This window comes from Enterobacter sp. UPMP2060, from assembly GCF_053709655.1.
This window is the reverse complement of the sequence record NZ_JBSKJQ010000001.1, coordinates 287,675-314,009: the sequence shown is the minus strand read 5'-3', so window position 1 is coordinate 314,009 and position 26,335 is coordinate 287,675. Positions and strand designations below refer to the sequence as shown.

Here is a 26,335-nt window from a genome sequence, read left to right as displayed (position 1 = left end):
AATATAATGAAAAAAGTATTACTTGCCGTGCTGCTTGCTGGCGTTACCCTTTCCGCTACCGCAGCCCAGACCATTCGTTTCGCCACGGAAGCCTCTTACCCTCCGTTTGAGTCCATTGATGCGAACAACAAAATTGTTGGCTTCGACGTGGACCTGGCTAACGCCCTGTGTAAAGAGATCGACGCGACCTGTACCTTCAGCAACCAGGCGTTCGACAGCCTGATTCCAAGCCTGAAGTTCCGCCGTATCGACGCCGTGATGGCCGGTATGGACATCACCCCGGAGCGTGAAAAGCAGGTTCTGTTCTCTACGCCTTACTACGACAACTCCGCCCTGTTCATTGGTCAGAAAGGTAAATTTACCTCTGTCGATCAGCTGAAAGGCAAAAAAGTTGGCGTGCAGAACGGCACCACGCACCAGAAATTCATCATGGATAAACATCCGGAAATCACAACCGTTCCGTATGACAGCTACCAGAACGCGAAGCTGGATCTGCAAAATGGCCGTATCGACGGCGTATTTGGTGATACCGCGGTCGTAACCGAGTGGCTGAAAGCCAACGATAAACTGGCGCCAGTGGGCGACAAAGTGACCGATAAGGATTACTTCGGTACCGGTCTGGGGATTGCCGTTCGTCAGGGCAACACTGAGCTGCAGCAGAAATTCAACGCTGCGCTGGAAAAAGTGAAGAAAGACGGCACCTACGAAACCATCTACAAAAAATGGTTCCAGAAGTAATTCCTGATGAATGAAATTTTTCCTTTAGCAAGCGCCGCCGGGATGACCGTCGGCCTTGCCGTTTGCGCACTGATTATCGGCCTCGTGCTGGCGATGTTCTTTGCGGTGTGGGAATCCGCGAAATGGTTCCCCGTCGCCTGGACAGGCTCCGCGCTGGTCACCGTGCTGCGTGGGCTTCCGGAAATTCTGGTGGTCCTGTTTATCTATTTCGGCTCCTCACAGCTGCTGCTGACGCTGTCGGACGGTTTTACGATCAATCTTGGCTTTGCGCAGATCCCGGTGCAGATGCAGATTGAAAACTTCGACGTCAGCCCGTTCCTGTGCGGCGTGATTGCCCTCTCCCTGCTCTACTCCGCGTACGCGTCGCAAACCCTGCGCGGTGCGCTGAAAGCCGTGCCGCAGGGTCAATGGGAGTCGGGTCAGGCGTTAGGCCTGTCGAAATCAGCGATCTTCTTCCGTCTGGTCATGCCGCAGATGTGGCGCCATGCCCTGCCGGGCCTCGGCAACCAGTGGCTGGTGCTGCTGAAAGATACCGCGCTGGTGAGCCTGATCAGCGTTAACGATTTGATGCTGCAAACCAAAAGCATCGCCACCCGTACGCAGGAGCCTTTTACCTGGTACATTGTGGCGGCGGCTATCTACCTGGTGATCACGTTGCTCAGTCAGTACATCCTCAAGCGTATTGACCTGCGTGCGACGCGCTTTGAACGGAGACCAGGCTGATGCTTGAATATTTCCCCGAGCTGATGAAAGGGCTGCACACCAGCCTGACGCTGACCGTGGCGTCCATTATCGTGGCGCTGATCCTGGCCCTTATCTTCACCATCATCCTGACGCTGAAAACGCCGGTGCTGGTGTGGATTGTGCGCGGCTACATCACCCTGTTTACCGGTACGCCGCTGCTGGTGCAGATCTTCCTGATTTACTACGGCCCGGGCCAGTTCCCGTCGCTGCAGGAGTATCCGGTTATCTGGCATCTGCTTTCTGAACCGTGGCTGTGTGCCCTGATTGCCCTTTCGCTGAACAGTGCGGCCTATACCACCCAGCTGTTCTACGGGGCGATCCGCGCCATTCCGGAAGGACAATGGCAGTCCTGCGGAGCGCTGGGCATGAGCAAGAAGGACACGCTGGCGATCCTGCTGCCGTACGCCTTTAAGCGCGCGCTTTCCTCTTACTCCAACGAAGTGGTGCTGGTGTTCAAAAGTACCTCTCTGGCTTACACCATCACCCTGATGGAGGTGATGGGTCACGGACAGCTGCTGTACGGGCGCACCTATGACGTGATGGTGTTCGGTGCGGCAGGCGTGGTTTACCTGGTGGTTAACGGCCTGTTGACGCTGATGATGCGCCTGATCGAGCGTAAAGCGCTGGCGTTTGAGCGCAGATCGTAGGCCGGGTAAGCGCAGCGCCACACGGCAAGAAGTGCATAAATGTGATTAATCAATGCGGGTAACTTTCTGGTTATCCGCTTTTTTTTGCCATAAAAATAATATTTAATCATTTTTATTGCATACAAATTCATTAAATGGCATTGTACATCCATGCCGCAGACACGGCGCATAAATAAGACAGACGGGAGTATTACAATGAAAAAGTTAGTTCTGGCCGCATTGCTCGCCACCTTCGCCGCTGGCGCATCCGCAGCTGATAAAATCAATTTTGGCGTGTCCGCCACCTATCCGCCGTTTGAATCGCTGGATGCCAGCAACCAGATCGTGGGTTTCGACATTGACCTGGCGAAAGCGCTGTGCAAACAAATGCAGGCCGACTGCACCTTTACCAACCATGCCTTCGACAGCCTGATCCCGTCGCTGAAATTCAAAAAATACGACGCGGTGATCTCCGGGATGGACATCACGCCTGAGCGCAGCAAGCAGGTTGCGTTTACCGACCCGTACTACGCCAACTCGGCGGTCGTGATTGCGAAGAAAGGCGCCTATACCTCTTTCGATCAGCTGAAAGGCAAACGCATCGGGATGGAAAACGGCACCACGCACCAGAAATACCTCCAGGACAAACATCCTGAAGTGAAAACCGTGGCTTATGACAGCTACCAGAACGCGATTATCGACCTGAAAAATGGCCGTATCGACGGCGTGTTCGGCGATACCGCCGTGGTGAACGAATGGCTGAAAACCAATCCGCAGCTGGGCACCGCAACCGAGAAAGTGACCGATCCGCAGTACTTCGGCACGGGTCTGGGCATCGCGGTACGTCCGGAAAACAAGGCCCTGCTGGAAAAACTGAACGGCGCGCTGAAAGCGATTAAAGCTGACGGTACGTACCAGAAAATCAGCGAGCAGTGGTTCCCGCAGTAAGATTTTTTTGCCGGGTGGCCCGGCCTACGGGGGTGGTAGTCTGTAGGCCGGGTAAGGCGAAGCCGCCACCCGGCACTCTCTCACAACGGCACAAAGAACCTGAACCGCGCCCCGCTCACCGACTCCATCAGCCTGATCCCACCGCCGTGCAGCTCCAGCATACGTTTCACGATTAACAGCCCCAGCCCGCCGCGATTCTCCCGCGATGCCTGGGTGTTCAACGCCGATGGCCGCTGGAACAGATCGTCGCGCAGCGAGGCATCCACGCCCGTTCCGCTGTCAGCCACTTCGACCTGAAGCCGTTCATTCTCCTGCCAGACCGCCAGACGAATTTCCCCGCCAGATGGCGTATGGCGCATCGCGTTATCGAGCAGGTTGGTCACCACGCGTTCGATCATCGACACGTCGGCGTTAATCAGCGGCAGCGGTCCCGGCACGTCAATATGCAGATTCACTTCGCGCGTGCGGGCGGTGAGCTCAAACTTCTGCGCCACGTCGGAAATCAACTCCCCCATCGCGAAACGCTCGCGCTGCGGCTTAATGCCGCCGTGCTCAAGGCGCGCCAGCTCGAACAGCTGCTGCGATAGATGACGGACTTTTTGCCCCTGACGCAGCGCGGTGGCGAGATACTGCTGGTGCTCCTGCGGCGTCAGCGTGGCGGATTTTAGCGACAGGGTTTCCAGATAGCCCAGCAGCGAGGTCAGCGGCGTACGGAGATCGTGCGAAATGTTGGCGATAAACTCCCGGCGCTGGCGATCGCTGTCGGCCAGCTGGTCCCACTGGCGGGTGATTTTGTGTGCCAGCTCGATAAAGCTGTTGCGCAGGATCGCCACTTCATCCCTGGCCGCCGCGTCCAACGGCTGCGCCGCCAGCTGTCTGATAGCGCTGATGCTGTCCTGCTCCAGCCCGGCGACCTCCACCGTCAGCTGTTTTACCGGGCGCGTGACCCAGTACCAGACCAGTAAACCTGCCAGCAGGCCAAACAGCGCGACCCACAGCAATGACCACAGTACCGTGCTCCACAGCGCCTTATGCCAGGCCATTTCAGCCAGGGCGTTTGACTCTTCGCCCTGCAAAATAATGTACAGATAGCCTTTTAGCTCGCCGTCCTGCCGCAGCGGCGTGGCGCTAAAGACCTTTTTATTTTGACTGCGAGGATCGTCGCCCAGAACCGGTATGGCGGTACCGCTCAGGAAGGTCTGAACCGGAGCCAGATCGATTTTTTGCCGCTGAATGTGGCCCGGCGGTGCGGCATCGGCCAGGATATCGCCGTCCGGGGAGACAACGTACAGCTCAACGCTCGGATTAAAGGTCATCAGCCGATCGAACAGCGGCTTGAGCGCCGTTCGGTCGACCCTGCCCTGCGCGTCCAGAATCGGTTCACGCTGAACGATCTGCTGCGCCAGCCCGCCCGACAGCCGCTGCACCATCGCGTTGCCGTACTGCGTACTGGTGTAGAGTTGTACCGCACAGGCGACGGTGGCGCAGAGCATCATCAGCAGGATAAACAGCAGCGTCAGGCGCTGGCCCAGGCTAAAGCGGCGCATCATGATTTGGCTCCGCAAATTTATAGCCCTTGCCCCAGACGGTGCGAATAATCTCCGGCTCGGCGGCGTCCTTCTCAATCTTGATGCGCAGGCGGTTGATATGGGTGTTAACGGTGTGCTCATAGCCTTCGTGCTGATAGCCCCAGACCTGCTCCAGCAGCGCCAGACGCGAAAAGACCTCGCCAGGATGACGGGCAAAGAAGTACAGCAGCTCGAATTCACGCGGGGTGAGATCCACCACCTGGCCGTGAAGCAGCACGCTGCGCGCCAGCGGATCGATGGTCAGACCGTGGGCCTGAATTTGACCGTCGGTTTGCGCCTGCCCCATCGCCTGCTGGCGGCGGAACAGCGCTTTGATGCGCGCAATGAGTTCCTGCACCGAGAACGGCTTCGCCAGATAATCATCGGCGCCGGTTTCCAGCCCGGTAATGCGGTCGGTCTCGCTGCTGCGGGCGCTGATGATGATCACCGGCAGGTAGCGCGTCATCTGACGGATGCGGCGGCAAATCTCCAGACCGTCAACGCTGGGCAGCATCAGGTCGAGGATCACCGCATCCCACGGCTGTTTTTCAAGACGCAGTAAGGCCTTGCCCCCGTCGGGCTCGTGGGTGATGGCGTAGCCTTCGTCTTCTAAATTGAGTCGCAGAAGCGCCGCGATATCGTGGTCGTCTTCCACCAGCAGGATCTGCTTCATGGGTAAGCCTTTATTCATCTCTTATGAAGTAAGCTTACCTGATTTCGAGCGGGGGAAGAGTTCACATTTTGTTTAAGATTTCACGAGCAACGTCAGCACTTCGTAATGCGCGGTATGCGGGAACATATCGAAAAGCTGAACGCGTTCAATGCGGTAGCCCGGCAGGCTGGCGATGTCTTTCGCCATGGTCTGGGCGTTACAGCTGGAATAGACGATGTACTCGGGTGCCATCTGGCTCAGGTAGTCGCACAGCGCCTTGCCGATGCCGCGGCGCGGCGGGTTGACCAGCACCAGCTCCGGCACGTTGCCCTGGCCGGTCGCAAACTGCGTGGAATCCAGCGCCTGGAAGTGCAGATTCGTTAACCCCAGCCCGGCGGCGGACTGTTTCGCGCAGGCAATCGCTTCGGCAGAAATCTCAATGCCGGTGAGCTGCATCTCTGGCGTGGCGCAGTGCAGGCCAAAGCCGCCCACGCCGCAGAAGAGATCCCACATATGATGGACGTTTAACGCACGAACCCAGTCGCGGGCGGTGGCGTACAGGCTGCTTGCCACGGTCGGGTTGGTCTGGAAGAAGCTTTGCGGGCGGATCCACAGCGGCACGCCGTTGAAGCTTTCGGCCAGCGCGTGCTGGTCGGTGAAGAATATCTCTTTCTCCCCTTCCATGATCGCCATATGCACCGGCTGAATATTTGCGGTAATGACCTTCAGCTGCGGCAGCTGTTCCTGCAGCCACGGCAGCGCCGCGCGCAGCTGCTCCAGCTTGGCTTCCGAGCGCAGCACGAAGCGCAGCATCATGCCGCCGTCGAGTTGGCTTTCCGTCAGCAGAAGGTACTTCAGCTCGCCGCGCCTGCGGGCGACGTTGTAAGGCGTTAACCCTGCACGCGCGATAAACGGTTTCAGCGCGGCAAAGACGGGTTCGAACGAGGCGGGATACAGCGGGCAGCCGGTCAGGTCTTCCGGTGTGCCGTCGCGGTGCAGCATTCCCAGCAGCGGTTTTTCAACGCTGCCGCTAACCACCATTTTGGCTTTATTACGAAAGCCCTGCTCCGGGCCGCTGACGGGTGCGCACCACTCGCCCACCGCGTGTGCTGCCAGCAGCTGTTGCAGGTCGGCCATTTTGGCGGTGAGTTGTTGAGAGACCGGCTGTTCTATCCACTGACAGGAGCGGCAGCGTCCGGCGTCATAGAGTGCGCACTGCATATGAAAACCTTAAGAATCACGAGGGCTGCGATTATACACATTATTGCAGGCGGAAGAACCGCCGGCTTGAGGCCGGAACGAAGAGTAGACAGAGCACCAGCATATCCGGAAGTTTTTGCATAAACAGCGCGCGCAGGATCTCGCGTTTGGATTCCCCGGCAATGCTGAACAGCTCCGGGTAACCGTATCCCAGCGAGGCGGCCCACAGATAGCTGGCGGCGGTAATTTGCGTCAGCAGATAGACCCAGCGCGCCCAGTTGCGCCCTTTGACCAGCGAAAACGCGCAGTAGATCTCGATAAACACCAGCACCAGGCTGCTCAAAAAGACCAGCGTCAGATTCCACGTCTGCACGCTGCGGTGAATGAATTCACCGATGCCGCGCACGCCCAGGGTGTTCAGAATCATCAGCACGTCCAGGCAGCGGATCATAATAATGGCGAGCGCCGCCACCTGAACCAGAGCAGGTACGTTAGGACGCGCGTGCGTAGTACGTGATTTTTTTAATAATCCCAATGTTTTACTTCCCTGAAAAACAGTGCCGCGTCATGCGCGGCACTTCACTGGAAATTTTAAATCCTTCAGCCGCGTCTTGCACGCTGGATATCGCGCACGCGCTGTTTTTCCGCGCGCGCCATCAAATACCAGGCGATAAATCCGACAATTCCGACCACGCCGAGGATGATGGAAGCCAGGGCGTTGATCTCCGGGTTGACTCCCATGCGCACGCTGGAGAAGACCAGCATAGGCAGCGTCGTCGCGCCCGGTCCGGAGACAAAGCTGGCGATAACCAGATCGTCCAGCGACAGCGTAAACGCCAGCAGCCAGCCGGAGATCACCGCCGGCATAATCATCGGCAGGGTAATGATGAAAAAGACCTTCAGCGGCGTCGCGCCAAGATCCATCGCCGCCTCTTCAATGGAGCGATCCAGCTCGCGCATGCGCGAGGAGATCACAACCGCCACGTAGGCCGTACAGAAGGTGACGTGCGCCAGCCAGATGGTGAGCATGCCGCGATCCGCCGGCCAGCCGATGGCGTGCGCCAGGGCCACGAACAGCAGCAGCAGCGCGAGTCCGGTGATCACGTCCGGCATGACCAGCGGCGCGGTGATCATAAAGGCGAACCCGTTTGAGCCGCGAAAACGCCCGAAGCGCACCATCACCAGCGCGGCGATCGTGCCCAGCACCGACGCCATTGTCGCCGCAAGGGCAGCAATGGTCAGGCTCAGCCCCACCGCGCTCATCATCGCATCGTCGTGAAACAGCTCGCTGTACCAGCGCGTCGACCAGCCCGCCCAGACCGTTACCAGCTTAGAGCTGTTGAACGAGTAGATCACCAGCATCAGCATCGGCGCATACAGGAAGGTAAAGCCGATAACGAGAATCGCAATTCGCCACGGGGAGCGCACTACCGGTAAGTTGTTCATCCGTGGTCTCCCATCTGTTTCTGCTGATGCTTGTGGAACCACATGATCGGCACGATCAGCAGCAGGAGCATAACAATCGCTACCGCCGAGGCCACCGGCCAGTCGCGGTTATTGAAGAACTCCTGCCACAGCACGCGGCCAATCATGATGCTGTCCGGGCCGCCGAGCAGTTCAGGGATCACAAACTCCCCTACCGCCGGGATAAAGACCAGCATTGACCCGGCGATAATGCCGCCTTTGGTCAGCGGGACAATCACGCTGAAGAAGGTTTTTAACGGACGGGCGCCAAGATCGAGCGACGCTTCCACCAGCGAGTAATCAATACGCGTCAGGGCCGTGTAGATCGGCAGAACCATAAACGGCAGATAGGCGTACACAATACCGATATAGACCGCGAGGTTGGTGTGCAGGATCGTCAGCGGCTGATCGATAACCCCGAGCCACATCAGGAAGTTATTCAGCACGCCGTTGTTTTTCAGGATCCCCATCCAGGCGTAAACGCGGATCAGGAACGAGGTCCACGACGGCAGGATCACCAGCAGCAGCAGGATGTTACGCGTCGACGGTTTGCTGTGCGCCACCGCCCACGCCAGCGGGTAGCCCATCACCAGACAGCAGAGCGTCGAAATCGCCGCCACCTGCAGCGACTGCAGATACGCTTCGAAATAGAGCGGATCGTCGGTGAGCTGCAGGAAGTTGCCGAGATTAAGCGTCAGCGTCAGCTGCCCGTCGGCCCAGTCCAGCAGGTTGGTATAGGGCGGGATCGCCCGCGCCATTTCCGCCAGGCTTATCTTGAAAACAATCAGGAACGGCAGCAGGAACAGCAGGATCAGCCACACATACGGCATGGCAATCACCAGCTTGCGGCCGTGGTTCATCTGCAAGCGCGTTAGCCACTGGGCAAAACCGCCCGGCTTTTCTGCGCGAGCTGGAGGTTCAAGTGCACTCATTTGCAGCTCCTTATACCGTCAGCACGACGCAACTGTCAGCATCCCAGCACAGGCGCACTTCGTCACCCCATGTTGGCTGCCCCTTGCGGTAGCGATGTTCGTTCTGTAGCTGCGCGCTGAGCATCTGCCCGCTTTTCAGCCGCACGTGGTAGATAGACAGATCGCCCAGGTAGGCAATGTGCACCACTTCGCCCACGGCAAAGTTATAGCCATCGGCAGGCGGATCCTCACAGAGCATGATCTTCTCCGGACGCAGCGCGACGTAGACCGGCACGTTATCCACCACGGAGTTATCCGGATCGACCTTAAGCGGATGCTGCAGCCCCGGCGATTCGATGACCAGGCCATCCTCCTGACGATCTTTCAGCAGCCCTTCGAAGACGTTGACCGAGCCGATAAACTCCGCGCTGTAGCGGGTGGTCGGGTGCTCATAAATCTCTTCCGGCTCGCCAATCTGCACGAACTTCCCGCGGTTCATGATCGCGATGCGTCCGGCCATGGTCATCGCTTCTTCCTGGTCGTGGGTCACCATCACGCAGGTCACCCCCACGCGCTCGAGGATATCCACCACTTCGAGCTGCATACGGTCGCGCAGCTTTTTATCCAGCGCGCCCATCGGCTCATCGAGCAGCAATAATTTCGGGCGTTTTGCCAGACTGCGGGCCAGGGCCACGCGCTGGCGCTGGCCGCCGGAGAGCTGGTGCGGCTTACGCTTCGCGAACTCCTGCATGTGCACCAGGCTCAGCATCTCGGCCACGCGCGCGGTAATTTCGGCCTTCGGCAGCTTGTCCTGCTTCAGGCCAAAGGCGATGTTCTGCTCCACCGTCATGTGCGGGAACAGCGCGTAGGACTGGAACATCATGTTAATCGGGCGCTGATACGGCGGCACGCTGGAGAGATCCACACCATCCAGCATGATTTGCCCGGCGGTGGGCTGTTCAAACCCGGCCAGCATACGCAGCAGGGTCGATTTACCGCAGCCAGAAGCCCCCAGAAGGGCAAAAATCTCGCCTTTATAGATAGTCAGGCTGACGTCGTCCACGGCATGCTGGCCATCGAAAGATTTGGTGAGGTTACGAATTTCAAGAAGCGGGGTCAGCGCTTTACGGACTTTCGCCTGCGGGCGGGGGATCGCGTCATTCACGGGGTGTTCTCCGGCATAGATCAGTACTGGTGCAAACGCACCGTCAGGGTGCGCATCGCCGGGCGGCGCTAACGCTTGCCCGGCCTACGGGTTGTACAGGCCCGGTAGGCGACAGCGCCACCGGGCAACAATACCCAACGCCGTTATTTACCGCTTTTCACCTTGGTCCACGCGCGGGTACGCACGCGGTCAATTTTTGGATCCTGAACTTTCAGGGTGAAGAGCTTGGCGAACACATCCGCTGGCGGATAGATAGCCGGGTTGTTACGGATTTCTTCGCTTACCAGCGGCACGGAGGCCTTGTTACCGTTCGCGTAGTAAACGTGGTCGCTGATGTGGGCGATCACCTCAGGACGCATCAGGTAGTTGAGGAACTGATAGGCTTCGTCTTTGTTTTTCGCATCAGCCGGCATCGCGAAGACGTCAAAGAAGGCCAGCGCCCCCTCTTTCGGAATGAAGTAAGAGACGTTCACGCCGTTTTTCGCCTCTTTCGCGCGGTTAGCCGCCTGCCACACGTCCCCTGCCCAGCCGATCGCGACGCAGATGTCGCCGTTCGCCAGGTCGTTAATGTACTGAGACGAGTGGAAGTAACGAATGTTTGGACGCAGCTTCAGCAGCAGATCGGTCGCCGGGCCGGTGTAATCATCGGCTTTACTGCTGTTCGGGTCTTTGCCCAGGTAGTTCAGCACGGTGGCGAAAATCTCTTCCGGCGCATCGAGGAAGGAGACGCCGCAGCTTTTGAGCTTCTCAAGGTTTTCCGGCTTCAGCACCACGTCCCAGCTGTCCAGCTTGACGTCCGGGCCCAGCACCGCTTTGACTTTATCCACGTTGTAGCCGATACCGGTGGTCGCCCACAGGTAAGGCATGGCGTATTTGTTGTCCGGGTCATGCTTCGCCACCAGCTTCAGCACTTCCGGATCGAGGTTTTTCCAGTTCGGTAACTTGCTCTTGTCCAGAGGCTGGAAGACGCCTGCCGTCAGCTGGCGCTCGAGGAAGCTTGCAGAAGGCACCACGAGATCAAACCCGGTGCTGCCCGCCATCAGTTTTCCTTCCAGCACTTCGTTGGAATCGAATACGTCGTAGACCACTTTAATGCCGGTCTCTTTTTCAAAATTCGCCACCGTGTCCGGCGCGATATAGTCAGACCAGTTGTAAACGTGCAGCGTTTTTTGTTCCGCAGCGAGCGTGCCGGCAGAGACGGCCATCAGAGCACCCGCAACCAGACCCGATAACCATTTTTTATTCAAGGCGATCATATCTTTATTCCTTCTGAAAGCTCGTTAACAAACGAACTAAAACTGTGCAATCTGAAGATATGCAATAATCATGCATAGTTTGTCGCTCTGCCCAAAATAAAAAGAAACCTCTTTACCCAGCAGCTTCCGCTCGCTTTTTTTAAGCATCGCAAGAATAACTGTAGCCCGTGTCTCCGGCTATAGCCCAGACGAAAAAACGCCTTTTATCAATTTTTTATGCAGGTTATGTCTACGTGATAAGCCGAAACGGCCTTCAGGGAGGTGAAAAATTCTTTAAAGAAAGGTTAAAAGCAGCAGAAAAAATGGCCTTCTGCAGCCGCTATGGCAGCGACTGCGCAAAAGTCAGACAGGTTCAGTGAAGAAAATTGGGAGATGCATCATTATTCTCTGCATCATCTTCCGCGCTATACAGCAGATGGTGTGCATTGGCTTCCATCATGACCATGGAAATTTGCTCTTCGCTCAAGCGCATAAACCAGGAGAACTGCTTGAACGACAGCCCGGCACCGGAGAATAAAGACTGGCAAACGACCAGTTTTGGCAGATTATCATCCTGTATGTCGAGAAATGCTTTCACCGTCAAAGAACTGGCGTTGATCGCTGACAGGTCGGAGGCCAGCGCCAGCAGCGCGGAGGGCTTCACTTCGGCCAGCGCGGAGAAAAGGATCACGTCGTTAATGAGATCGATTTTGGCATCGAAAATGCCGTCGAAATTCTGCATATGAGGCAGATGCAGCGCCTGGCAGGAATCGCATTCGAAGAACGTAATTCCGGCATCATCAAGCCATTGACGTAACGTATCCAGTGTAGGTACGACCTGTAAATCCATCGCTGTGCAGCCTCTTAAATAAAAACTTTGCATATACCCGTCATACTTCAAGTTGCACGTGCGTTGGCTGCACTCGTTCACCCCAGTCACTTACTAATGTAAGCTCCAGGGGATTCACTCCCTTGCCGCCTTCCTGCAACTCGAATTATTTAGGGTATAGATTACGCAAAAAGTGCGTTCAATACCATTTAACCGCCCGTTTTCAGACAGTAGCCTGGCGTGGCATGACGCTCGATCCATGCGATCATTTTACCTGCAATATCGACACCTGTGGTTTTTTCTACGCCTTCCAGCCCCGGCGAAGCGTTCACCTCCATGACCAGCGGCCCGCGCGTCGCCCGCAGAAGGTCTACGCCCGCCACGTCCAGCCCCAGGGTTTGCGCCGCTTTGACGGCAATTTCCCGTTCGCGATCGCTAATATCAGCTACCCGCGCCACGCCGCCGCGGTGAAGGTTAGAGCGGAAATCGCCCTCTTTCGCCTGGCGCTCAATGGCCGCCACCACTTCATTGCCGACCACGAAGCAGCGAATATCGCGCCCTTTCGCCTCTTCGATGTACTCCTGCACCAGAATGTGGGCATTGAGACCCCGAAAGGCATCAATCACGCTCTCCGCCGCCTGACGCGTTTCCGCCAGCACCACGCCAATGCCCTGCGTGCCTTCCACCAGCTTGATGACCAAAGGCGCACCGCCCACCATATCGATAAGATCGCTGGTGTCGTCCGGTGAATGGGCAATCCCCGTAACCGGAAGATCGATCCCCTGACGGGCGAGGAGCTGCAGCGAGCGCAGCTTGTCGCGGGCGCGCGAAATGGCGACGGATTCATTGAGCGGATAGCTGCCCAGCATCTCGAACTGGCGCAACGCGGCGGTGCCGTAATAGGTGATCTGGGAGCCGATGCGCGGGATCACGGCATCAAAGTGCGGCAGCTTGCGGCCTTTGTAGTGAATCGACGAGGCGGCCGGGTCAATGTTCATATAGCAGGACATCGGGTCGAGGATCTCAACCTGATGCCCGCGTTTCGCCGCCGCGTCTCGCAGGCGCTTACATGAATAGAGCGTTCCATCCCGGGACAATATGGCAATTTTCACCCTGCACCTCTCTGAAGACATGGAAAAAGCCTGCATATCATATACGCAGGCAGGCGCAGGCGGAATGGACTATCGCGTCGCCCAGCCCTGTTTGTGCAGGTAATCAAGAATAAACGGTCGGTTTTCTTTAATGATGGTGCGACGAATATGGTCAGTCCAGGTATCCCGACGGTTATTGCTGCCGCGCGTCAGGTAGTAGTTCGCCAGCTCTTCGTCATATTGATTCAGGACGTCCTGATCGACCGGCTGGTAGTGGTTTTCGTGCACCAGCATGGCGGCAGGAATGCGCGGCTTCAGATCCGGGTTATCCGCAGGCCAGCCGAGGCACAGGCCGAACAGCGGCAGGACGTGTTTTGGCAGCTTCAGCAGCTCGGTCACGCTTTCAATGTTGTTACGCAGGCCACCGATGTAGACACCGCCTAATCCCAGCGACTCCGCCGCCGTAAAGGCGTTTTGCGCCATCAGCGCGGTATCCACCACGCCCAGCAGCAGCTGTTCGGCCAGCCCCAGCTCGGCCTCAGGGCAGATCTGCAGGTGGCGGTTAAAGTCGGCGCAGAACACCCAGAACTCCGCGGCCTGGGCCACATGCTTCTGTCCGCCGGTCAGCGCGACCAGCTGTTCACGCATGGCCGGGTCGGTAATGCGGATAATCGAGCTGCACTGCAGAAAGCTGGAGCTGGAGGTCGCTCTGGCGCTGTTAATAATCGCTTCGCGCTGCGCCTCGGTAATCGGCTCGTCGGTGAAGTGGCGAATGGAACGGTGGGATGTGAGCAGGTCTATGGTTGGCGTCATCTTGTCTCTCTTTGTCTTGCTTAAACCGTATGGCAGCCAGTATAGGCAATGATTTGCGCGGTGTAATTGGCGAAACATAGCCTTACTGTATCAAAGCGACAGGCGAAACCTTCTTTAATGGCGGCAGGTTATCGGGCACTATATGTCCTATTCGCCGTCAGGCTTGTTTTTTGAGGAGAGAGAAATGTTTGCAGTAATTTTTGGTCGTCCAGGGTGCCCTTACTGTGTGCGCGCGAAAGAGCTGGCTGAGAAACTGACCGAAGAGCGCGATGACTTCAACTTCCGCTACGTGGACATCCACGCGGAAGGCATCACCAAAGCGGATCTCGAAAAAACCGTCGGTAAGCCGGTTGAAACCGTACCGCAGATCTTCCTCGATCAGAAACACATCGGCGGTTGCACTGACTTTGAAGCTTACGCCAAAGAGCATCTGGGCCTGTTTGCCGCCCAGTAATGCGAAGACGCCCTCACCCGGAGGGCGTTTTTATTTGTGGTGCCGTCGATGCTTAATCAGGCTGCACACAAACAAATAGCACAGCGCGCCGAGGGCGCACCAGAAGACGCCGCTCAGCAACCACGCCATCTCCTGCCAGAAACTTCGCGTTGACACATACAGCATGCGCATCAGCAGCAGACACAGCGGTGCCGCCAGCATTGCGCCAATAAGCGGCTTGACCACTTCTCCTTTACGGGAAAGAAAACTGGCTGCCGCTCCCGGCAGGGTAAAAAAGAGCAGCCCCAGCTCCGGGTGTCCGGCAGCCCTGAATGCCCCCTTCACATTAAAAGCGAGCGACATGCATACGACGGTAAACAGCAAAAAGCAGCTGATCACCCCCGCCCAGTTTCGTTTAATGTTCAAACTATCCTCCTGACTTATCTCTATCAAATACACCTTCGTCGGGTAGACGCCCAGTCAGATAAAGCAATGCGGCAATCCTTGCCAAAGTACGCACAGGGTGATGCGATAATAGGTAGCTGTCAGTAGCTAATACGATTAAACTATCGGCCAGCTAATGTTTTAGGGAATAAATTAGGTAACAGGGAGGGTTGAAAGCGTTCCCTGGCTCAGAAAACAGTAGCCCAAATAGTCCTTTCATTCAACAACTTACTGGTAAACAAGAAGTTAGCCTCCGTGAATATAAACGTCGCAGACTTGTTAAATGGGAATTACATCCTGTTATTATTTGTGGTACTGGCGCTGGGCCTCTGCCTGGGTAAATTGCGCCTGGGTTCAGTTCAACTTGGTAATTCCATTGGCGTTTTAGTCGTCTCCTTATTATTAGGCCAGCAGCACTTCAGCATTAACACGGACGCGCTCAACTTAGGCTTTATGCTGTTTATTTTTTGTGTTGGCGTGGAAGCGGGACCGAACTTTTTTTCAATTTTCTTCCGCGACGGCAAAAATTATCTGATGCTGGCGCTGGTGATGGTCGGCAGCGCGCTGCTGATCGCGTTAGGGCTGGGTAAACTGTTTGGCTGGGATATCGGGTTAACGGCCGGTATGCTGGCAGGCTCCATGACCTCCACCCCCGTGCTCGTGGGTGCCGGTGATACCCTGCGCCATTCCGGCATGGCAGGCGCGCAGCTCTCTACCGCCCTCGACCACCTGAGCCTGGGCTATGCCCTGACCTATCTGATTGGTCTGGTGAGCCTGATCGTCGGCGCGCGCTACCTGCCAAAACTTCAGCATCAGGATCTGCAGACCAGCGCCCAGCAAATCGCGCGCGAGCGCGGTCTCGATACCGATTCCAAACGTAAAGTCTATCTCCCGGTGATCCGCGCCTATCGCGTTGGGCCAGAGCTGGTGGCATGGGCTGACGGCAAAAACCTGCGCGAGCTGGGGATTTATCGCCAGACGGGCTGCTATATCGAACGTATCCGCCGCAACGGCATTCTGGCGAACCCGGACGGCGACGCGGTGCTGCAGATGGGCGACGACATCGCGCTGGTGGGTTACCCGGACGCCCACGCCCGTCTCGACCCGAGCTTCCGTAACGGCAAAGAGGTGTTCGATCGCGATCTGCTCGACATGCGTATCGTTACCGAAGAGATCGTGGTGAAAAACCATAACGCCGTGGGCCGCCGTCTGGCGCAGCTGAAGCTGACCGACCACGGCTGCTTCCTCAACCGCGTGATCCGCAGCCAGATTGAGATGCCAATCGACGATAACGTCGTGCTCAACAAAGGCGATGTTTTGCAGGTCAGCGGCGACGCGCGACGCGTGAAAACCGTTGCCGACCGCATCGGCTTTATCTCCATTCACAGCCAGGTCACCGACCTGCTGGCCTTCTGCGCCTTCTTTATCGTTGGCCTGATGATCGGGATGATCACCTTCCAGTTCAGCAACTTCAGTTTTGGCATCGGTAACGCCGCCGGGCTGCTGTTTGCCGGGATCATGCTGGGCTTCCTGCGAGCCAACCACCCAACCTTCGGCTACATTCCGCAGGGCGCGCTGAACATGGTGAAAGAGTTCGGTCTGATGGTCTTTATGGCAGGCGTGGGCTTAAGCGCGGGAAGCGGTATCGGCCACAGCCTGGGCGCTGTCGGCTGGCAGATGCTGGTTTCCGGACTTATCGTCAGCCTGGTGCCGGTGGTGATCTGCTTCCTGTTCGGCGCCTACGTGCTGCGCATGAACCGCGCCCTGCTGTTCGGGGCGATGATGGGCGCACGTACCTGTGCGCCGGCCATGGAAATCATCAGCGACACCGCGCGCAGCAACATCCCGGCGCTGGGGTATGCGGGTACGTACGCTATCGCTAACGTGCTGCTGACCCTGGCGGGTACGCTGATCATCATTATCTGGCCCGGACTCGGATAACTCCTAAGTTTGCGCGCGGGGAAAATTATTTTCGTCACGCGCAGAACTTTTTTATCAGGGGGCAGTCATAACTATTGCCACTGCTTTTCTTTGATGTCCCCAATTTGTGGAGCCCATCAACCCCGCCGTTTTGGTTCAAGGTTGATGGGTTTTTTGTTGCCTGAAATTCCCGTACCTCTCATCTCCGCTTCTATCCTGCAATCAAAACATATATGATTAAACATATATAAAACATTCCACCTGCAGGAACGCCCATGCTCCACCCACTCCAGCTCTTCAAAACCCTCTCCGACGAAACGCGACTCGCCATCGTCATGCTGCTCCGTGAAGCGGGCGAGCTGTGCGTATGCGATCTCTGCTCCGCAACCACCGAGTCTCAGCCTAAGGTCTCCCGCCACATGGCGTTGCTGCGCGAGTCCGGGCTGGTTATCGACCGTCGCGAGGGGAAATGGGTCCATTACCGTTTGTCTCCCAACATGCCTGCATGGGCGGCAACCGTTATCGACAACAGCTGGAACTGCCTGCGGGAAGAGACGCGCATGAAGCTGAAAAACCGACTTTCAGGCTCGTGCTAGGCAAAACACATTCACAAAAACAGATATAACGGAGTAGAAGATGTTTCTGGCAGGGGCTATTTTTCTGTTTACGCTGGTACTGGTCATCTGGCAGCCCAAAGGGCTCAGTATCGGCTGGAGCGCGACTATCGGCGCCGTACTGGCGCTGGCCAGCGGCGTGATTCACATTAACGATATTCCGGTCGTGTGGAATATCGTCTGGAACGCCACGGCAACGTTCATTGCCGTCATCATCATCAGCCTGCTGCTGGATGAGTCCGGCTTTTTCGAGTGGGCGGCGCTGCACGTTGCCCACTGGGGGAACGGTCGCGGGCGATTGCTGTTTACGTATATCGTGCTGCTGGGCGCAGCCGTGGCGGCGCTGTTTGCCAATGACGGTGCGGCGCTGATCCTGACCCCTATCGTGATCGCCATGCTGCTGGCGCTGGGGTTCAGCAAGCAGGCCACGCTGGCGTTTGTGATGGCGGCGGGCTTCATCGCCGATACCGCCAGCCTGCCGCTGATTGTGTCTAACCTGGTCAACATCGTGTCGGCAGACTTCTTTAAGCTGGGGTTCAGCGAATACGCCTCGGTGATGATCCCTGTAGATATCGCCGCGATTGCCGCAACGCTGGTGATGCTGCATCTGTTCTTTCGCAAGGAAATCCCCCCGGAATATGACCTGGCAAAACTCCGCGAGCCCGCGCGGGCCATTCACGATCTCCCGACGTTCAGAACGGGCTGGATCGTCCTGCTGCTGCTTCTCGTCGGTTTCTTTGTGCTTGAACCTCTCGGCATTCCGGTCAGCGCCATCGCGACCGTCGGCGCGCTGATTTTATTCGCTGTCGCAAAACGCGGACATGCGATAAACACCGGAAAAGTGCTGCGCGGCGCGCCGTGGCAGATCGTTATCTTTTCGCTGGGGATGTATCTGGTGGTGTATGGCCTGCGCAATGCCGGGCTGACGGACTCTCTCACAGGCGTACTGGATATCCTGGCCGGACACGGGCTGTGGGCCACCACGCTGGGAACCGGGTTCATCACCGCGTTTCTGTCATCCATAATGAACAATATGCCCACCGTGCTGATTGGCGCGCTCTCCATCGAGGGCAGTACGGCGACAGGTTTGATCAAAGAAGCGATGATTTACGCCAACGTGATTGGCTGCGATCTGGGGCCGAAAATCACGCCTATCGGCAGCCTCGCTACCCTGCTCTGGCTCCACGTGCTGGCGCAGAAAAACATGACGATCACCTGGGGCTACTATTTCCGGACGGGCATCGTTATGACGCTGCCGGTCCTGTTTGTGACGCTCGCCGCGCTGGCGCTACGTCTCTCCTTCACACTGTAATGAGCCACTGATATGAGCCACATCACCATTTATCACAACCCGGCCTGCGGAACCTCGCGCAACACGCTGGAGATGATCCGCAACAGCGGCACGGAGCCAGAGATTATCCTTTATCTGGAAACCCCGCCGTCGCGCGATAAGCTGACCACCCTGATTGCCGAGATGGGCATTTCAGTGCGGGATCTGCTGCGTAAAAACGTGGAGCCCTATGAACAGCTCGGCCTTGCCGACGATAAGTTCACCGACGACCAGCTTATTGATTTTATGCTGCAGCACCCGATCCTGATTAATCGCCCGATCGTGGTGACGCCGCTGGGCACCCGCCTGTGCCGACCGTCTGAAGTCGTCCTCGACATCCTGCCGGATGTGCAGAAAGGGGCGTTTACGAAAGAGGATGGCGAAGCCGTCGTGGACGCCAGCGGCAAAAAAATCTCGCCAAAGTAACCCGTTGATAATGGCGCAGTAAGGCCTTCCAGCCGCATACCCCACCCATCTGCCAGGTTGCATCAGCCGAAACCCGGCACATACTTCTGAGGGTTAATCCTGGTGAGGGTATGCAGCTATGGGCTTTAAGAACAAAACCGCCGTTATCTTCGGCGGAAGCGGCGCCATCGGCAGTTCAGTGGCGCACGCTCTGGCGCGCGAAGGGGCGGATGTGTACCTCGCCGCACGCGACCACACCAGGCTGGAGCAGGTCGCCAGCCGTATTCGCGCCGCCGGTGGGTCTGCCAGCACGTTTATGTTCGATGCACTCGATGATTCCTCGCAGCTCCCGGACCTTGCCCGCATTGATATCGTCGTCAACGCCACGGGCTTTAAGCACGTTCAGGGCAAACGCCTTGAGGCGTTAACGCTCGATGAGTTCAGGCAGGGTTTCGATCCTTTCCTGGCCGCCTCCTTTAACATTGCGAAAGCCGTGTCGCCCCGCATGGGCGGCGAGCATGGTGGAGTCATTATTACCGTCGTCGCGCCTGCCGCGAACATGACGATCGTGGGCCACCTCGGGCATATCGTCGGCTGCGCGGGAACGGAAGCCTTGACCCGGGCGCTGGCGGCGGAGCTGGGGACAAAAAATATTCGCGTGCTGTGCGTGCGTTCGCACGCTATAGCCGACGCGGTGCAGGCGGGTTCGTATGTGGGAGCCATTTTCGCCGCCCGGGCGCAGGCGATGGGGATTACGGTTGAGCAGTTTCTCAGCGGTGCCGCGCAAAGCACCCTGACGCATCGCCTGCCGACGCTGGCACAGGTGGCAGACACGATTACGTTTCTGGCCTCAGATGCGGCAGGCGCTATGACGGGAACCACCGTCAATATGACCGCGGGCGCAACCTAGCAGCCACCCTCGCCCGCAATTCTCCCCACCATCGCCCGGATCTCCTCCCGGGTTAACGGCGCCCGGTCGGTGACATAGTGCAGCGTCATCCCTTCGATAAACGCGTCCAGGGCGCGGGTGGTAACCGGGTCGAACCACTGCTCCAGCGTGGTCTGGCTCATTTTCATCCAGTCCTGCATCACCGTTTTGAGCGCCGCGCTGCGGTGCATAAAGGCGTAGAGCTGATACATCAGCGCCATGTTGTGCGGCGTGGTCACCTGCGAGCTGTGGATCAGCGTGGTGATGGATTCACACGCCATTTCCGGCCCGGTGACGCCCGCAAAGAAATCCCGGTACTGCTGCGACATCTGCCGGGTAAACCACGTGAAGGCCTCCTCCAGCAGCGGCTCCATGCCGTCGAAATAGTAGGTCATCGACCCCAGCGGCACGCCCGCGCAGGTGGCGATTTTACGGTGCGTGACGGCGTGAATGCCGTGCTCGGCAATGGTATCGAGCGTTGCCTGCAGGATCTTCTCCCGGCGATTCGGATCGTTCGGTGGTCTGCTCATAAATTCCTCACGTGGTTTGTGTACAAATGTACACAAACTTGCTAGTGTTGTCGCTATTGTTGTACTTCTGGTGCTACCCCAATGACGCAGACCTCTCCCCGTAAAGCCCTACAGCGACGCCTGTGGGCGCTGTTTATGTTCTTCTTTATTCCCGGCCTGCTGATGGCCTCCTGGGCCACGCGCACCCCCGCCATTCGCGATATTTTGTCCGTTTCTACCGCCGAGATGGGCATCGTGCTGTTCGGCCTGTCGATAGGCTCCATGAGCGGCATCCTCTGCTCCGCGTGGCTGGTAAAGCGCTTTGGTACGCGAGCGGTGATCCGCACCACCATGTGCTTTGCCGTGTTCGGGATGGGCATATTAAGCGTGGCGCTGTGGTGTGCCTCGCCGGTGCTGTTCGCCCTGGGCCTGACGGTATTTGGCGGCAGCTTCGGTTCGGCGGAAGTTGCCATCAACGTGGAAGGGGCGGCGGTCGAACGTGAGATGAATAAAACCGTGCTGCCGATGATGCACGGTTTTTACAGCCTCGGCACGCTGGCCGGTGCGGGCGTGGGGATGGCGCTGACGGCCACCGGCGTAAGCGCGAATCTGCATATCCTGCTGGCGGCGCTGGTGTGCATCATTCCGATCCTGACCGGCATCCGGGCCATCCCGGACGGCACCGGTAAAAACTCCGCTGACGAACAGCACTCGGCTGAAAAAGGGCTGCCCTTCTACCGCGACTTCCAGCTGATGCTGATCGGCGTGGTGGTGCTGGCGATGGCGTTCGCGGAAGGTTCCGCCAACGACTGGCTGCCGCTGCTGATGGTGGACGGTCACGGCTTTAGCCCGACCTCCGGCTCGCTGATTTACGCCGGGTTTACGCTGGGGATGACCGTCGGGCGCTTCACCGGCGGCTGGTTTATCGACCGCTACAGCCGCGTGGCGGTGGTGCGCGCCAGCGCCCTGCTCGGCGGCCTGGGTATCGCGATGATCATCTTTGTGGACGTGGACTGGATTGCGGGCGTTTCCGTGATCCTCTGGGGACTGGGGGCATCACTTGGCTTCCCGCTGACCATTTCCGCCGCCAGCGACACCGGCCCGGATGCCCCGACGCGCGTCAGCGTGGTGGCAACTACCGGTTATCTGGCCTTCCTGGTCGGGCCGCCGCTGCTCGGCTTCCTCGGCGAGCACTACGGGCTGCGCAGCGCCATGCTGGTGGTGTTAGGGTTGGTCATCATCGCGGCGCTGGTGGCGCGCGCGGTGGCAAAGCCGGAAACGAATCAAACGACACTGGAGAAGGGATATGAGCGTTAAACTGATCGCCGTAGACATGGATGGTACTTTTCTGAGCGATGCCAAGACCTATAATCGGCCGCGCTTTCTGGCGCAGTACGCCCGCATGAAGGCGCAAGGCATTCGCTTCGTGGTCGCCAGCGGCAACCAGTATTACCAGCTGATCTCCTTTTTCCCGGAGATAGCGCATGAGATCGCGTTCGTCGCCGAAAACGGCGGCTGGGTCGTGAGCGAAGGTGAAGACGTCTTTAACGGCGAACTGCCGAAAGCCCATTTCGAGACCGTCGCGAACGTGTTAAACGAGGTTCCGGGCATTGAGATTATCGCCTGCGGGAAAAGCAGCGCGTACACGCTGAAATGCTATGACGAGGGCTTTAAGGATATCGCGGCGAAGTATTACCACCGCCTCGAAATGGTCAGCGATTTCGATAACCTGAACGATATTTTCTTCAAGTTCGGGCTTAACGTGTCTGACGATGAAATTCCCCGTATTCAGGCGCTGCTGCATGAAAAGCTGAGCGACATCATGGTGCCCGTCACCACCGGTCACGGCAGTATCGACCTGATTATCCCCGGCGTGCACAAAGCTAACGGCCTGCGGATACTGCAAAAGCGCTGGGGCATAGACGATAGCGAAGTAGTGGCCTTCGGCGACAGCGGCAACGACGTGGAGATGCTGCGCCAGTCCGGGTTCAGCTTTGCGATGGCGAATGCCAGACCGCATATTAAAGCGGCCGCGCGTTTTGAAGCGCCGCATAATAATGATGAAGGCGTTTTAAACGTGATTGAGAAGGTGTTGAACGGAGAGGCGCCGTTTAATTGACCGCGTGCGGTCTGGTGCCCTCGCCCCTCACCCTGGCCCTCTCCCCAAAGGGGAGAGGGGAAAAAAGATTATGGTTGCAGGGCGTTCCCGACGCGTTTGTCTTTCAGGAACACCACCATCAGTCCAACCCACAGCACGCCGTTGGCGAGGTTAAACAGGCTGAACAGCCCGTTGCCGCCCATCGCGTAGGCATGCTTGCTCACTTCAATACCGACGGTAAAAATCAGCATCTGCAGCATTCCCATCGCCGCTGACACCGTGCCTTTACTCATCTCGCTGGCAAACAGCGTCAGGCGCACCAGCCCGGCGTTGGCCACGCCAATTCCGAAGGCATAGAGGCTGAGCCCCGCCGTCATCCACAGATAGGCGTGGGATGACGCGACGGTCGCCACCGCAGCCAGAATCAGCCCTGCCGCAATCGGCCAGCCGCCCATGATAATCAGTGAACGCACGGTGCGGCGTGACGTCAGGCGTGCCAGCACCAGGTTCCCGATAATCAGCGCTCCAAAGATCGGCACCTGCAGCAGGCCATACTCGTAGCTGCTGAGTTTTTCACCGCTGATGATAATGACCGGCGACTGCGCAATCCACGCCAGCAGCGGCAGGCTAACGAACCCGGTCGCCAGCGCGCCCGCCACAAAGCGGCCGTTCTTCAGCACTTCTTTGTAATCCCGACCCAGCTCTTTCAGCGAGAGTTTCTCGCCGATGCGTGTGGCCGTTTCCGGCATCGCCCGGTGCAGGCCAAAGAACGCGATGGCGGCAAGAAGCGCAAAGAGCACAAACATCCCTTCCCACGGCGCAACGTGCACCCACGCGGCACCCACCAGCGGCCCGAGTAAGGGGGCGATCAGCGCCACGTTCGCCATCAGCGCGGTAATTTTGATACACACCGCCTCTTCAAACGACTCCTGAATGGCGGCATACCCCACGGCGCCGATAAAGCACAGGCTCACCCCCTGCAGGAAGCGCAGCAGGGTAAATTGTTCAATGTTTTGCGCCAGCAGCGTGGCGAGACAGGTGACGATGAACCACACCACGCCCGTCAGCATTACCGGACGACGGCCAATACGATCCGACAGCGGGCCTAACAGCCACTGTAAAAACATGCCGCCGGCCAGATAGGCGGTCATGGAGGTCGGCACCCACTCAATACCCGCGTTGTACTGCGCCACAACGGCCAGCATACCGGGCTGGATCATATCGTTGCCGATATAGGTAGAGAATTCGTAGAGCACCAGACACAGAGGGAAAAGCAACGCCTGACGACCCAGACGTGAACCAGAAGAAGAACGGTTTAACATGCAATCTCTTTATCATGACAAAATCGCGACGAGTTTAATGAAATGCCGCAGCCCGAGATAGTGATTTATCGAGGATAAACAGAAATAAAGCACATATCGTCTTCGTTTAAGGTTTCCTTAAGTTGACACTTTTATGATAGCGCGATTACTCGTCAACGATCCCAAATTATGGCACTCACCTCCAGCCGTTCAGAATTGTCTAACTTACAGACAAATAAGACAAAACGACTTTACCGCTTGCCGACCCGCTTTTATGGTTATCAGCTTTTCGTACTGATTGCCCTTGCCGTGGTCTTTACGTGGCTATCGCGCAGTGAAGCGCTCGACAGATGGATCACCGGCTTTTGGTATGACGCGGCAACGCAGAGCTTTCCGCTGCAGAAGGACCACCTGCTGGATCTGCTGAACCACCGCCTGGCGAAGTACATCGCCATCGGCTTAGGTGCCGTGGCGCTGTTTTACGGCGCCTACAAGCGCAACGCAAGGCTGGTGACGGCGGCGCTGCTGATGGGCGTTGGCGCGCTGGTGGTAGGCGCGCTGAAAAGCGTGAGCCATCACAGCTGCCCGTGGGATCTGGTGGAATATGGCGGTAAGGCTATGTCTTATCCCCTGTTCAGCGCCGTCCCTGCTGACAGCGGTCCGGGGCGCTGTTTTCCCGGCGGTCATGCCTCCAGCGGCTTTATGGTGATGGGGCTGTTTTTTGCCTTCTGGCGCGAGCGTCCGCGTCTCGCCTGGTGCTTCGTCGCGCTGGGCGTGGTGTTAGGTCTGGCGATGGGCTACGGCCAGGTCATGCGCGGGGCGCATTTTTTCTCTCACAACCTGTGGGCCGGGTGGTGGGTCTGGTTTTCCCAGGTGGTGGTCTACGGACTTATTTCCATCCGGTTTGCTAAAGAGTGATAACGCTATGTTAGAGAATCTGAATTATCAGCTGTTTTATCTGATCAACGCCACGCCAGCCTCGCCTGAGTGGTCGATCGATTTTGCCACCTTTCTGGCAAAAGATCTGATCAGCATCGTGCCTGCACTGGCTGCGATTCTCTGGCTGTGGGGTCCCCGCAGCCAGGTGAAGGCGCAGCGCCAGCTGGTGATCAAAGTCGCGATGGCGCTCGGGGTAAGCGTACTGCTGAGCTACATTCTGGGTCACGCCTTCCCGCACGATCGTCCTTTTGTCGATCATGTCGGCTATACCTTCCTGCACCACACGCCGGATGACTCGTTCCCGAGCGATCACGGAACGGTGATCTTTACCTTCGCGCTGGCTTTCCTGTTCTGGCATCGCCTGTGGTCCGGTGCGGTCCTGATGGTGGCGGCCCTGGCTATCGCCTGGTCTCGCGTTTACCTGGGCGTTCACTGGCCGCTGGATATGGTGGGCGGTTTCCTGGTGGGGCTGATTGGCTGCGTGAGCGCGGCTATCCTGTGGAGCCTCTTTGGCGAAGCGCTTTTCCGCACGCTGTCTTCGCTTTATCGCGCCATTTTCGCTATCCCGATCCGCAAAGGCTGGATACGTGACTAACCCCAACCTGACAGGTTACACTTGAGCCCCCGCCCTGCGGGGGTTCACTTTTTTATCCCGAGGAACTATGGAAACACGTCGCGATGACCGCATTGCTCAGCTGCTACAGGCGCTGAAGCGCAGCGATAAGCTGCATCTTAAGGAAGCCGCCAACTTCCTCGGCGTCTCAGAGATGACCATTCGTCGGGATCTGAACAGCGAAAGCGCGCCCGTCGTGCTGCTGGGCGGATATATTGTGCTTGAGCCGCGTAGCGCCAGCCATTATCTGATCAGCGACCAGAAGACGCGCCTGGTGGAAGAGAAGCGCAAAGCCGCCCGGCTTGCGGCCTCACTGGTACAGCCGCACCAGACGCTGTTTTTTGACTGCGGAACCACCACGCCGTGGATTATCGAAGCCATCGACAGCAGCATCCCTTTTACCGCCGTGTGCTACTCCCTGAACACCTTTCTGGCGCTTCAGGAGAAACCGGAGTGCCGGGTGATCCTCTGCGGCGGCGAGTTTCACGCCAGCAACGCCATCTTTAAGCCGCTCAACCTGCAGGACACGCTCAGCAATCTCTGCCCGGATATCGCGTTTTATTCCGCCGCAGGCGTCAACGTGCGTCAGGGTGCGACCTGCTTTAACCTGGAAGAGCTGCCGGTGAAGCACTGGGCGTTAAGCGCCGCGCAGTACCATGTGCTGGTGGTCGATCACAGCAAGTTTGGCAAGGTGCGTTCGGCAAGAATGGGTGAGCTGGCGCAGTTTGACGCCATCGTCAGCGACTGCCGCCCGGACGACGAGATCGTGGCCCACGCGAAGGCGCAGCAGGTTAAGTTAATGTATTAAGGGGGGGCG

General features: G+C 57.7%; 29 protein-coding genes. 15 read left to right on the top strand and 14 right to left on the bottom strand.

Translation table 11 applies throughout. The features are described from left to right. The first annotated feature begins 6 nt into the window (after window positions 1-6). From artI to artJ, 4 genes are all read left to right on the top strand, one after another. The gene (artI, locus tag ACWKXN_RS01560; protein ID WP_033145049.1) at window positions 7-738 is read left to right on the top strand and encodes an arginine ABC transporter substrate-binding protein ArtI; all 732 of its coding nucleotides are present in this window, start codon (window positions 7-9) and stop codon (window positions 736-738) included. 6 nt (window positions 739-744) lie between these two features. After that, a complete protein-coding gene (gene artQ, locus ACWKXN_RS01555; RefSeq protein ID WP_023310941.1) occupies window positions 745-1,461 on the top strand; it encodes an arginine ABC transporter permease ArtQ in 717 nt (238 codons plus the stop codon). Continuing rightward, complete coding sequence (artM, locus tag ACWKXN_RS01550; RefSeq protein WP_033145048.1) at window positions 1,461-2,129, top strand: arginine ABC transporter permease ArtM; 669 nt, start codon at window positions 1,461-1,463, stop codon at window positions 2,127-2,129. Before artQ ends, artM begins: the two co-directional genes overlap by 1 nt. Window positions 2,130-2,324: 195 nt before the next feature. Next, a complete protein-coding gene (artJ, locus tag ACWKXN_RS01545) occupies window positions 2,325-3,056 on the top strand; it encodes an arginine ABC transporter substrate-binding protein ArtJ (RefSeq protein ID WP_454543226.1) in 732 nt (243 codons plus the stop codon). Between the two features lie 80 nt (window positions 3,057-3,136). Here the strand turns inward: artJ and ACWKXN_RS01540 are convergent, their stop codons facing one another. The 11 genes from ACWKXN_RS01540 to nfsA all read right to left on the bottom strand — a co-directional run bounded on the left by ACWKXN_RS01540 (window position 3,137) and on the right by nfsA (window position 13,984). Further along, window positions 3,137-4,606 (bottom strand): sensor histidine kinase, encoded by a 1,470-nt coding sequence (locus ACWKXN_RS01540; RefSeq protein WP_454543225.1) that lies wholly within the window; start codon window positions 4,604-4,606, stop codon window positions 3,137-3,139. Continuing rightward, window positions 4,590-5,297 carry a response regulator transcription factor gene (locus ACWKXN_RS01535; protein ID WP_033145045.1) on the bottom strand — a complete coding sequence of 236 codons (708 nt, stop codon included), beginning with the start codon at window positions 5,295-5,297 and terminating at the stop codon, window positions 4,590-4,592. Before ACWKXN_RS01535 ends, ACWKXN_RS01540 begins: the two co-directional genes overlap by 17 nt. 72 nt (window positions 5,298-5,369) lie before the next feature. Continuing rightward, complete coding sequence (rlmC, locus tag ACWKXN_RS01530) at window positions 5,370-6,497, bottom strand: 23S rRNA (uracil(747)-C(5))-methyltransferase RlmC (protein WP_454543224.1); 1,128 nt, start codon at window positions 6,495-6,497, stop codon at window positions 5,370-5,372. 40 nt (window positions 6,498-6,537) lie between these two features. Next, window positions 6,538-7,011 (bottom strand): YbjO family protein, encoded by a 474-nt coding sequence (locus ACWKXN_RS01525; RefSeq protein WP_023310935.1) that lies wholly within the window; start codon window positions 7,009-7,011, stop codon window positions 6,538-6,540. Window positions 7,012-7,076: 65 nt separating this feature from the next. Next, window positions 7,077-7,922 (bottom strand): putrescine ABC transporter permease PotI, encoded by an 846-nt coding sequence (gene potI, locus ACWKXN_RS01520; RefSeq protein ID WP_029739447.1) that lies wholly within the window; start codon window positions 7,920-7,922, stop codon window positions 7,077-7,079. After that, entirely contained in the window at window positions 7,919-8,872 is a 954-nt protein-coding gene (potH, locus tag ACWKXN_RS01515; RefSeq protein WP_033145043.1) for a putrescine ABC transporter permease PotH, read from the bottom strand. Before potH ends, potI begins: the two co-directional genes overlap by 4 nt. A gap of 10 nt (window positions 8,873-8,882) precedes the next feature. Continuing rightward, window positions 8,883-10,016, bottom strand: a complete 1,134-nt coding sequence (gene potG, locus ACWKXN_RS01510) for a putrescine ABC transporter ATP-binding subunit PotG (RefSeq protein WP_024907855.1) — start codon at window positions 10,014-10,016, stop codon at window positions 8,883-8,885. A 143-nt stretch (window positions 10,017-10,159) separates the two neighbouring features. Beyond that, window positions 10,160-11,272 carry a spermidine/putrescine ABC transporter substrate-binding protein PotF gene (gene potF / locus ACWKXN_RS01505; protein WP_023335062.1) on the bottom strand — a complete coding sequence of 371 codons (1,113 nt, stop codon included), beginning with the start codon at window positions 11,270-11,272 and terminating at the stop codon, window positions 10,160-10,162. Window positions 11,273-11,624: 352 nt separating this feature from the next. Then, window positions 11,625-12,101 (bottom strand): YbjN domain-containing protein, encoded by a 477-nt coding sequence (locus tag ACWKXN_RS01500; RefSeq protein ID WP_014169308.1) that lies wholly within the window; start codon window positions 12,099-12,101, stop codon window positions 11,625-11,627. Window positions 12,102-12,289: 188 nt separating this feature from the next. Beyond that, window positions 12,290-13,192, bottom strand: a complete 903-nt coding sequence (rimK, locus tag ACWKXN_RS01495; RefSeq protein WP_033145042.1) for a 30S ribosomal protein S6--L-glutamate ligase — start codon at window positions 13,190-13,192, stop codon at window positions 12,290-12,292. A 69-nt stretch (window positions 13,193-13,261) separates the two neighbouring features. Further along, the gene (gene nfsA, locus ACWKXN_RS01490; protein WP_033145041.1) at window positions 13,262-13,984 is read right to left on the bottom strand and encodes a nitroreductase NfsA; all 723 of its coding nucleotides are present in this window, start codon (window positions 13,982-13,984) and stop codon (window positions 13,262-13,264) included. A gap of 184 nt (window positions 13,985-14,168) precedes the next feature. On the opposite strand from nfsA, the gene ACWKXN_RS01485 reads away from it, so the two are divergent. Next, window positions 14,169-14,438, top strand: a complete 270-nt coding sequence (locus tag ACWKXN_RS01485; protein ID WP_006809455.1) for a GrxA family glutaredoxin — start codon at window positions 14,169-14,171, stop codon at window positions 14,436-14,438. A 30-nt stretch (window positions 14,439-14,468) separates the two neighbouring features. Here the strand turns inward: ACWKXN_RS01485 and ACWKXN_RS01480 are convergent, their stop codons facing one another. Next, a complete protein-coding gene (locus ACWKXN_RS01480; RefSeq protein ID WP_033145040.1) occupies window positions 14,469-14,843 on the bottom strand; it encodes an inner membrane protein YbjM in 375 nt (124 codons plus the stop codon). A 273-nt stretch (window positions 14,844-15,116) separates the two neighbouring features. On the opposite strand from ACWKXN_RS01480, the gene ACWKXN_RS01475 reads away from it, so the two are divergent. The 5 genes from ACWKXN_RS01475 to ACWKXN_RS01455 all read left to right on the top strand — a co-directional run bounded on the left by ACWKXN_RS01475 (window position 15,117) and on the right by ACWKXN_RS01455 (window position 20,040). Then, window positions 15,117-16,802, top strand: a complete 1,686-nt coding sequence (locus ACWKXN_RS01475) for an aspartate:alanine antiporter (protein WP_014169303.1) — start codon at window positions 15,117-15,119, stop codon at window positions 16,800-16,802. Between the two features lie 254 nt (window positions 16,803-17,056). Continuing rightward, the gene (locus ACWKXN_RS01470) at window positions 17,057-17,377 is read left to right on the top strand and encodes a metalloregulator ArsR/SmtB family transcription factor (protein ID WP_045142923.1); all 321 of its coding nucleotides are present in this window, start codon (window positions 17,057-17,059) and stop codon (window positions 17,375-17,377) included. Between the two features lie 40 nt (window positions 17,378-17,417). After that, window positions 17,418-18,707 carry an arsenic transporter gene (locus ACWKXN_RS01465; protein WP_454543223.1) on the top strand — a complete coding sequence of 430 codons (1,290 nt, stop codon included), beginning with the start codon at window positions 17,418-17,420 and terminating at the stop codon, window positions 18,705-18,707. Window positions 18,708-18,719: 12 nt separating this feature from the next. Beyond that, window positions 18,720-19,151 carry a glutaredoxin-dependent arsenate reductase gene (gene arsC / locus ACWKXN_RS01460; protein ID WP_047061470.1) on the top strand — a complete coding sequence of 144 codons (432 nt, stop codon included), beginning with the start codon at window positions 18,720-18,722 and terminating at the stop codon, window positions 19,149-19,151. 118 nt (window positions 19,152-19,269) lie between these two features. Then, a complete protein-coding gene (locus tag ACWKXN_RS01455; RefSeq protein ID WP_454543222.1) occupies window positions 19,270-20,040 on the top strand; it encodes an SDR family NAD(P)-dependent oxidoreductase in 771 nt (256 codons plus the stop codon). Here ACWKXN_RS01455 and ACWKXN_RS01450 read toward each other — a convergent pair. Next, on the bottom strand, window positions 20,037-20,588 hold the full coding sequence (locus ACWKXN_RS01450; RefSeq protein WP_447752605.1) for a TetR/AcrR family transcriptional regulator: 552 nt from the start codon (window positions 20,586-20,588) through the stop codon (window positions 20,037-20,039). The two genes, ACWKXN_RS01455 and ACWKXN_RS01450, sit on opposite strands and share 4 nt — an antisense overlap. An 81-nt stretch (window positions 20,589-20,669) precedes the next feature. On the opposite strand from ACWKXN_RS01450, the gene ACWKXN_RS01445 reads away from it, so the two are divergent. Both ACWKXN_RS01445 and ACWKXN_RS01440 read left to right on the top strand, forming a co-directional pair. After that, the gene (locus ACWKXN_RS01445) at window positions 20,670-21,884 is read left to right on the top strand and encodes an MFS transporter (RefSeq protein WP_048976812.1); all 1,215 of its coding nucleotides are present in this window, start codon (window positions 20,670-20,672) and stop codon (window positions 21,882-21,884) included. After that, a complete protein-coding gene (locus ACWKXN_RS01440; RefSeq protein ID WP_048976811.1) occupies window positions 21,874-22,686 on the top strand; it encodes a Cof-type HAD-IIB family hydrolase in 813 nt (270 codons plus the stop codon). Before ACWKXN_RS01445 ends, ACWKXN_RS01440 begins: the two co-directional genes overlap by 11 nt. A 68-nt stretch (window positions 22,687-22,754) precedes the next feature. On the opposite strand, the gene ACWKXN_RS01435 is transcribed toward ACWKXN_RS01440, so the two are convergent. Further along, the gene (locus tag ACWKXN_RS01435) at window positions 22,755-23,987 is read right to left on the bottom strand and encodes an MdfA family multidrug efflux MFS transporter (RefSeq protein WP_454543221.1); all 1,233 of its coding nucleotides are present in this window, start codon (window positions 23,985-23,987) and stop codon (window positions 22,755-22,757) included. A gap of 168 nt (window positions 23,988-24,155) precedes the next feature. On the opposite strand from ACWKXN_RS01435, the gene ACWKXN_RS01430 reads away from it, so the two are divergent. The 3 genes from ACWKXN_RS01430 (at window position 24,156) to deoR (ending at window position 26,326) form a co-directional block, all read left to right on the top strand. Beyond that, on the top strand, window positions 24,156-24,884 hold the full coding sequence (locus ACWKXN_RS01430; RefSeq protein WP_033145032.1) for a phosphatase PAP2 family protein: 729 nt from the start codon (window positions 24,156-24,158) through the stop codon (window positions 24,882-24,884). 7 nt (window positions 24,885-24,891) lie between these two features. Further along, window positions 24,892-25,500 carry an undecaprenyl-diphosphate phosphatase gene (gene ybjG / locus ACWKXN_RS01425; RefSeq protein WP_454543220.1) on the top strand — a complete coding sequence of 203 codons (609 nt, stop codon included), beginning with the start codon at window positions 24,892-24,894 and terminating at the stop codon, window positions 25,498-25,500. A gap of 67 nt (window positions 25,501-25,567) precedes the next feature. Further along, the gene (gene deoR, locus ACWKXN_RS01420; RefSeq protein ID WP_454543219.1) at window positions 25,568-26,326 is read left to right on the top strand and encodes a DNA-binding transcriptional repressor DeoR; all 759 of its coding nucleotides are present in this window, start codon (window positions 25,568-25,570) and stop codon (window positions 26,324-26,326) included. Window positions 26,327-26,335 lie beyond the last annotated feature (9 nt).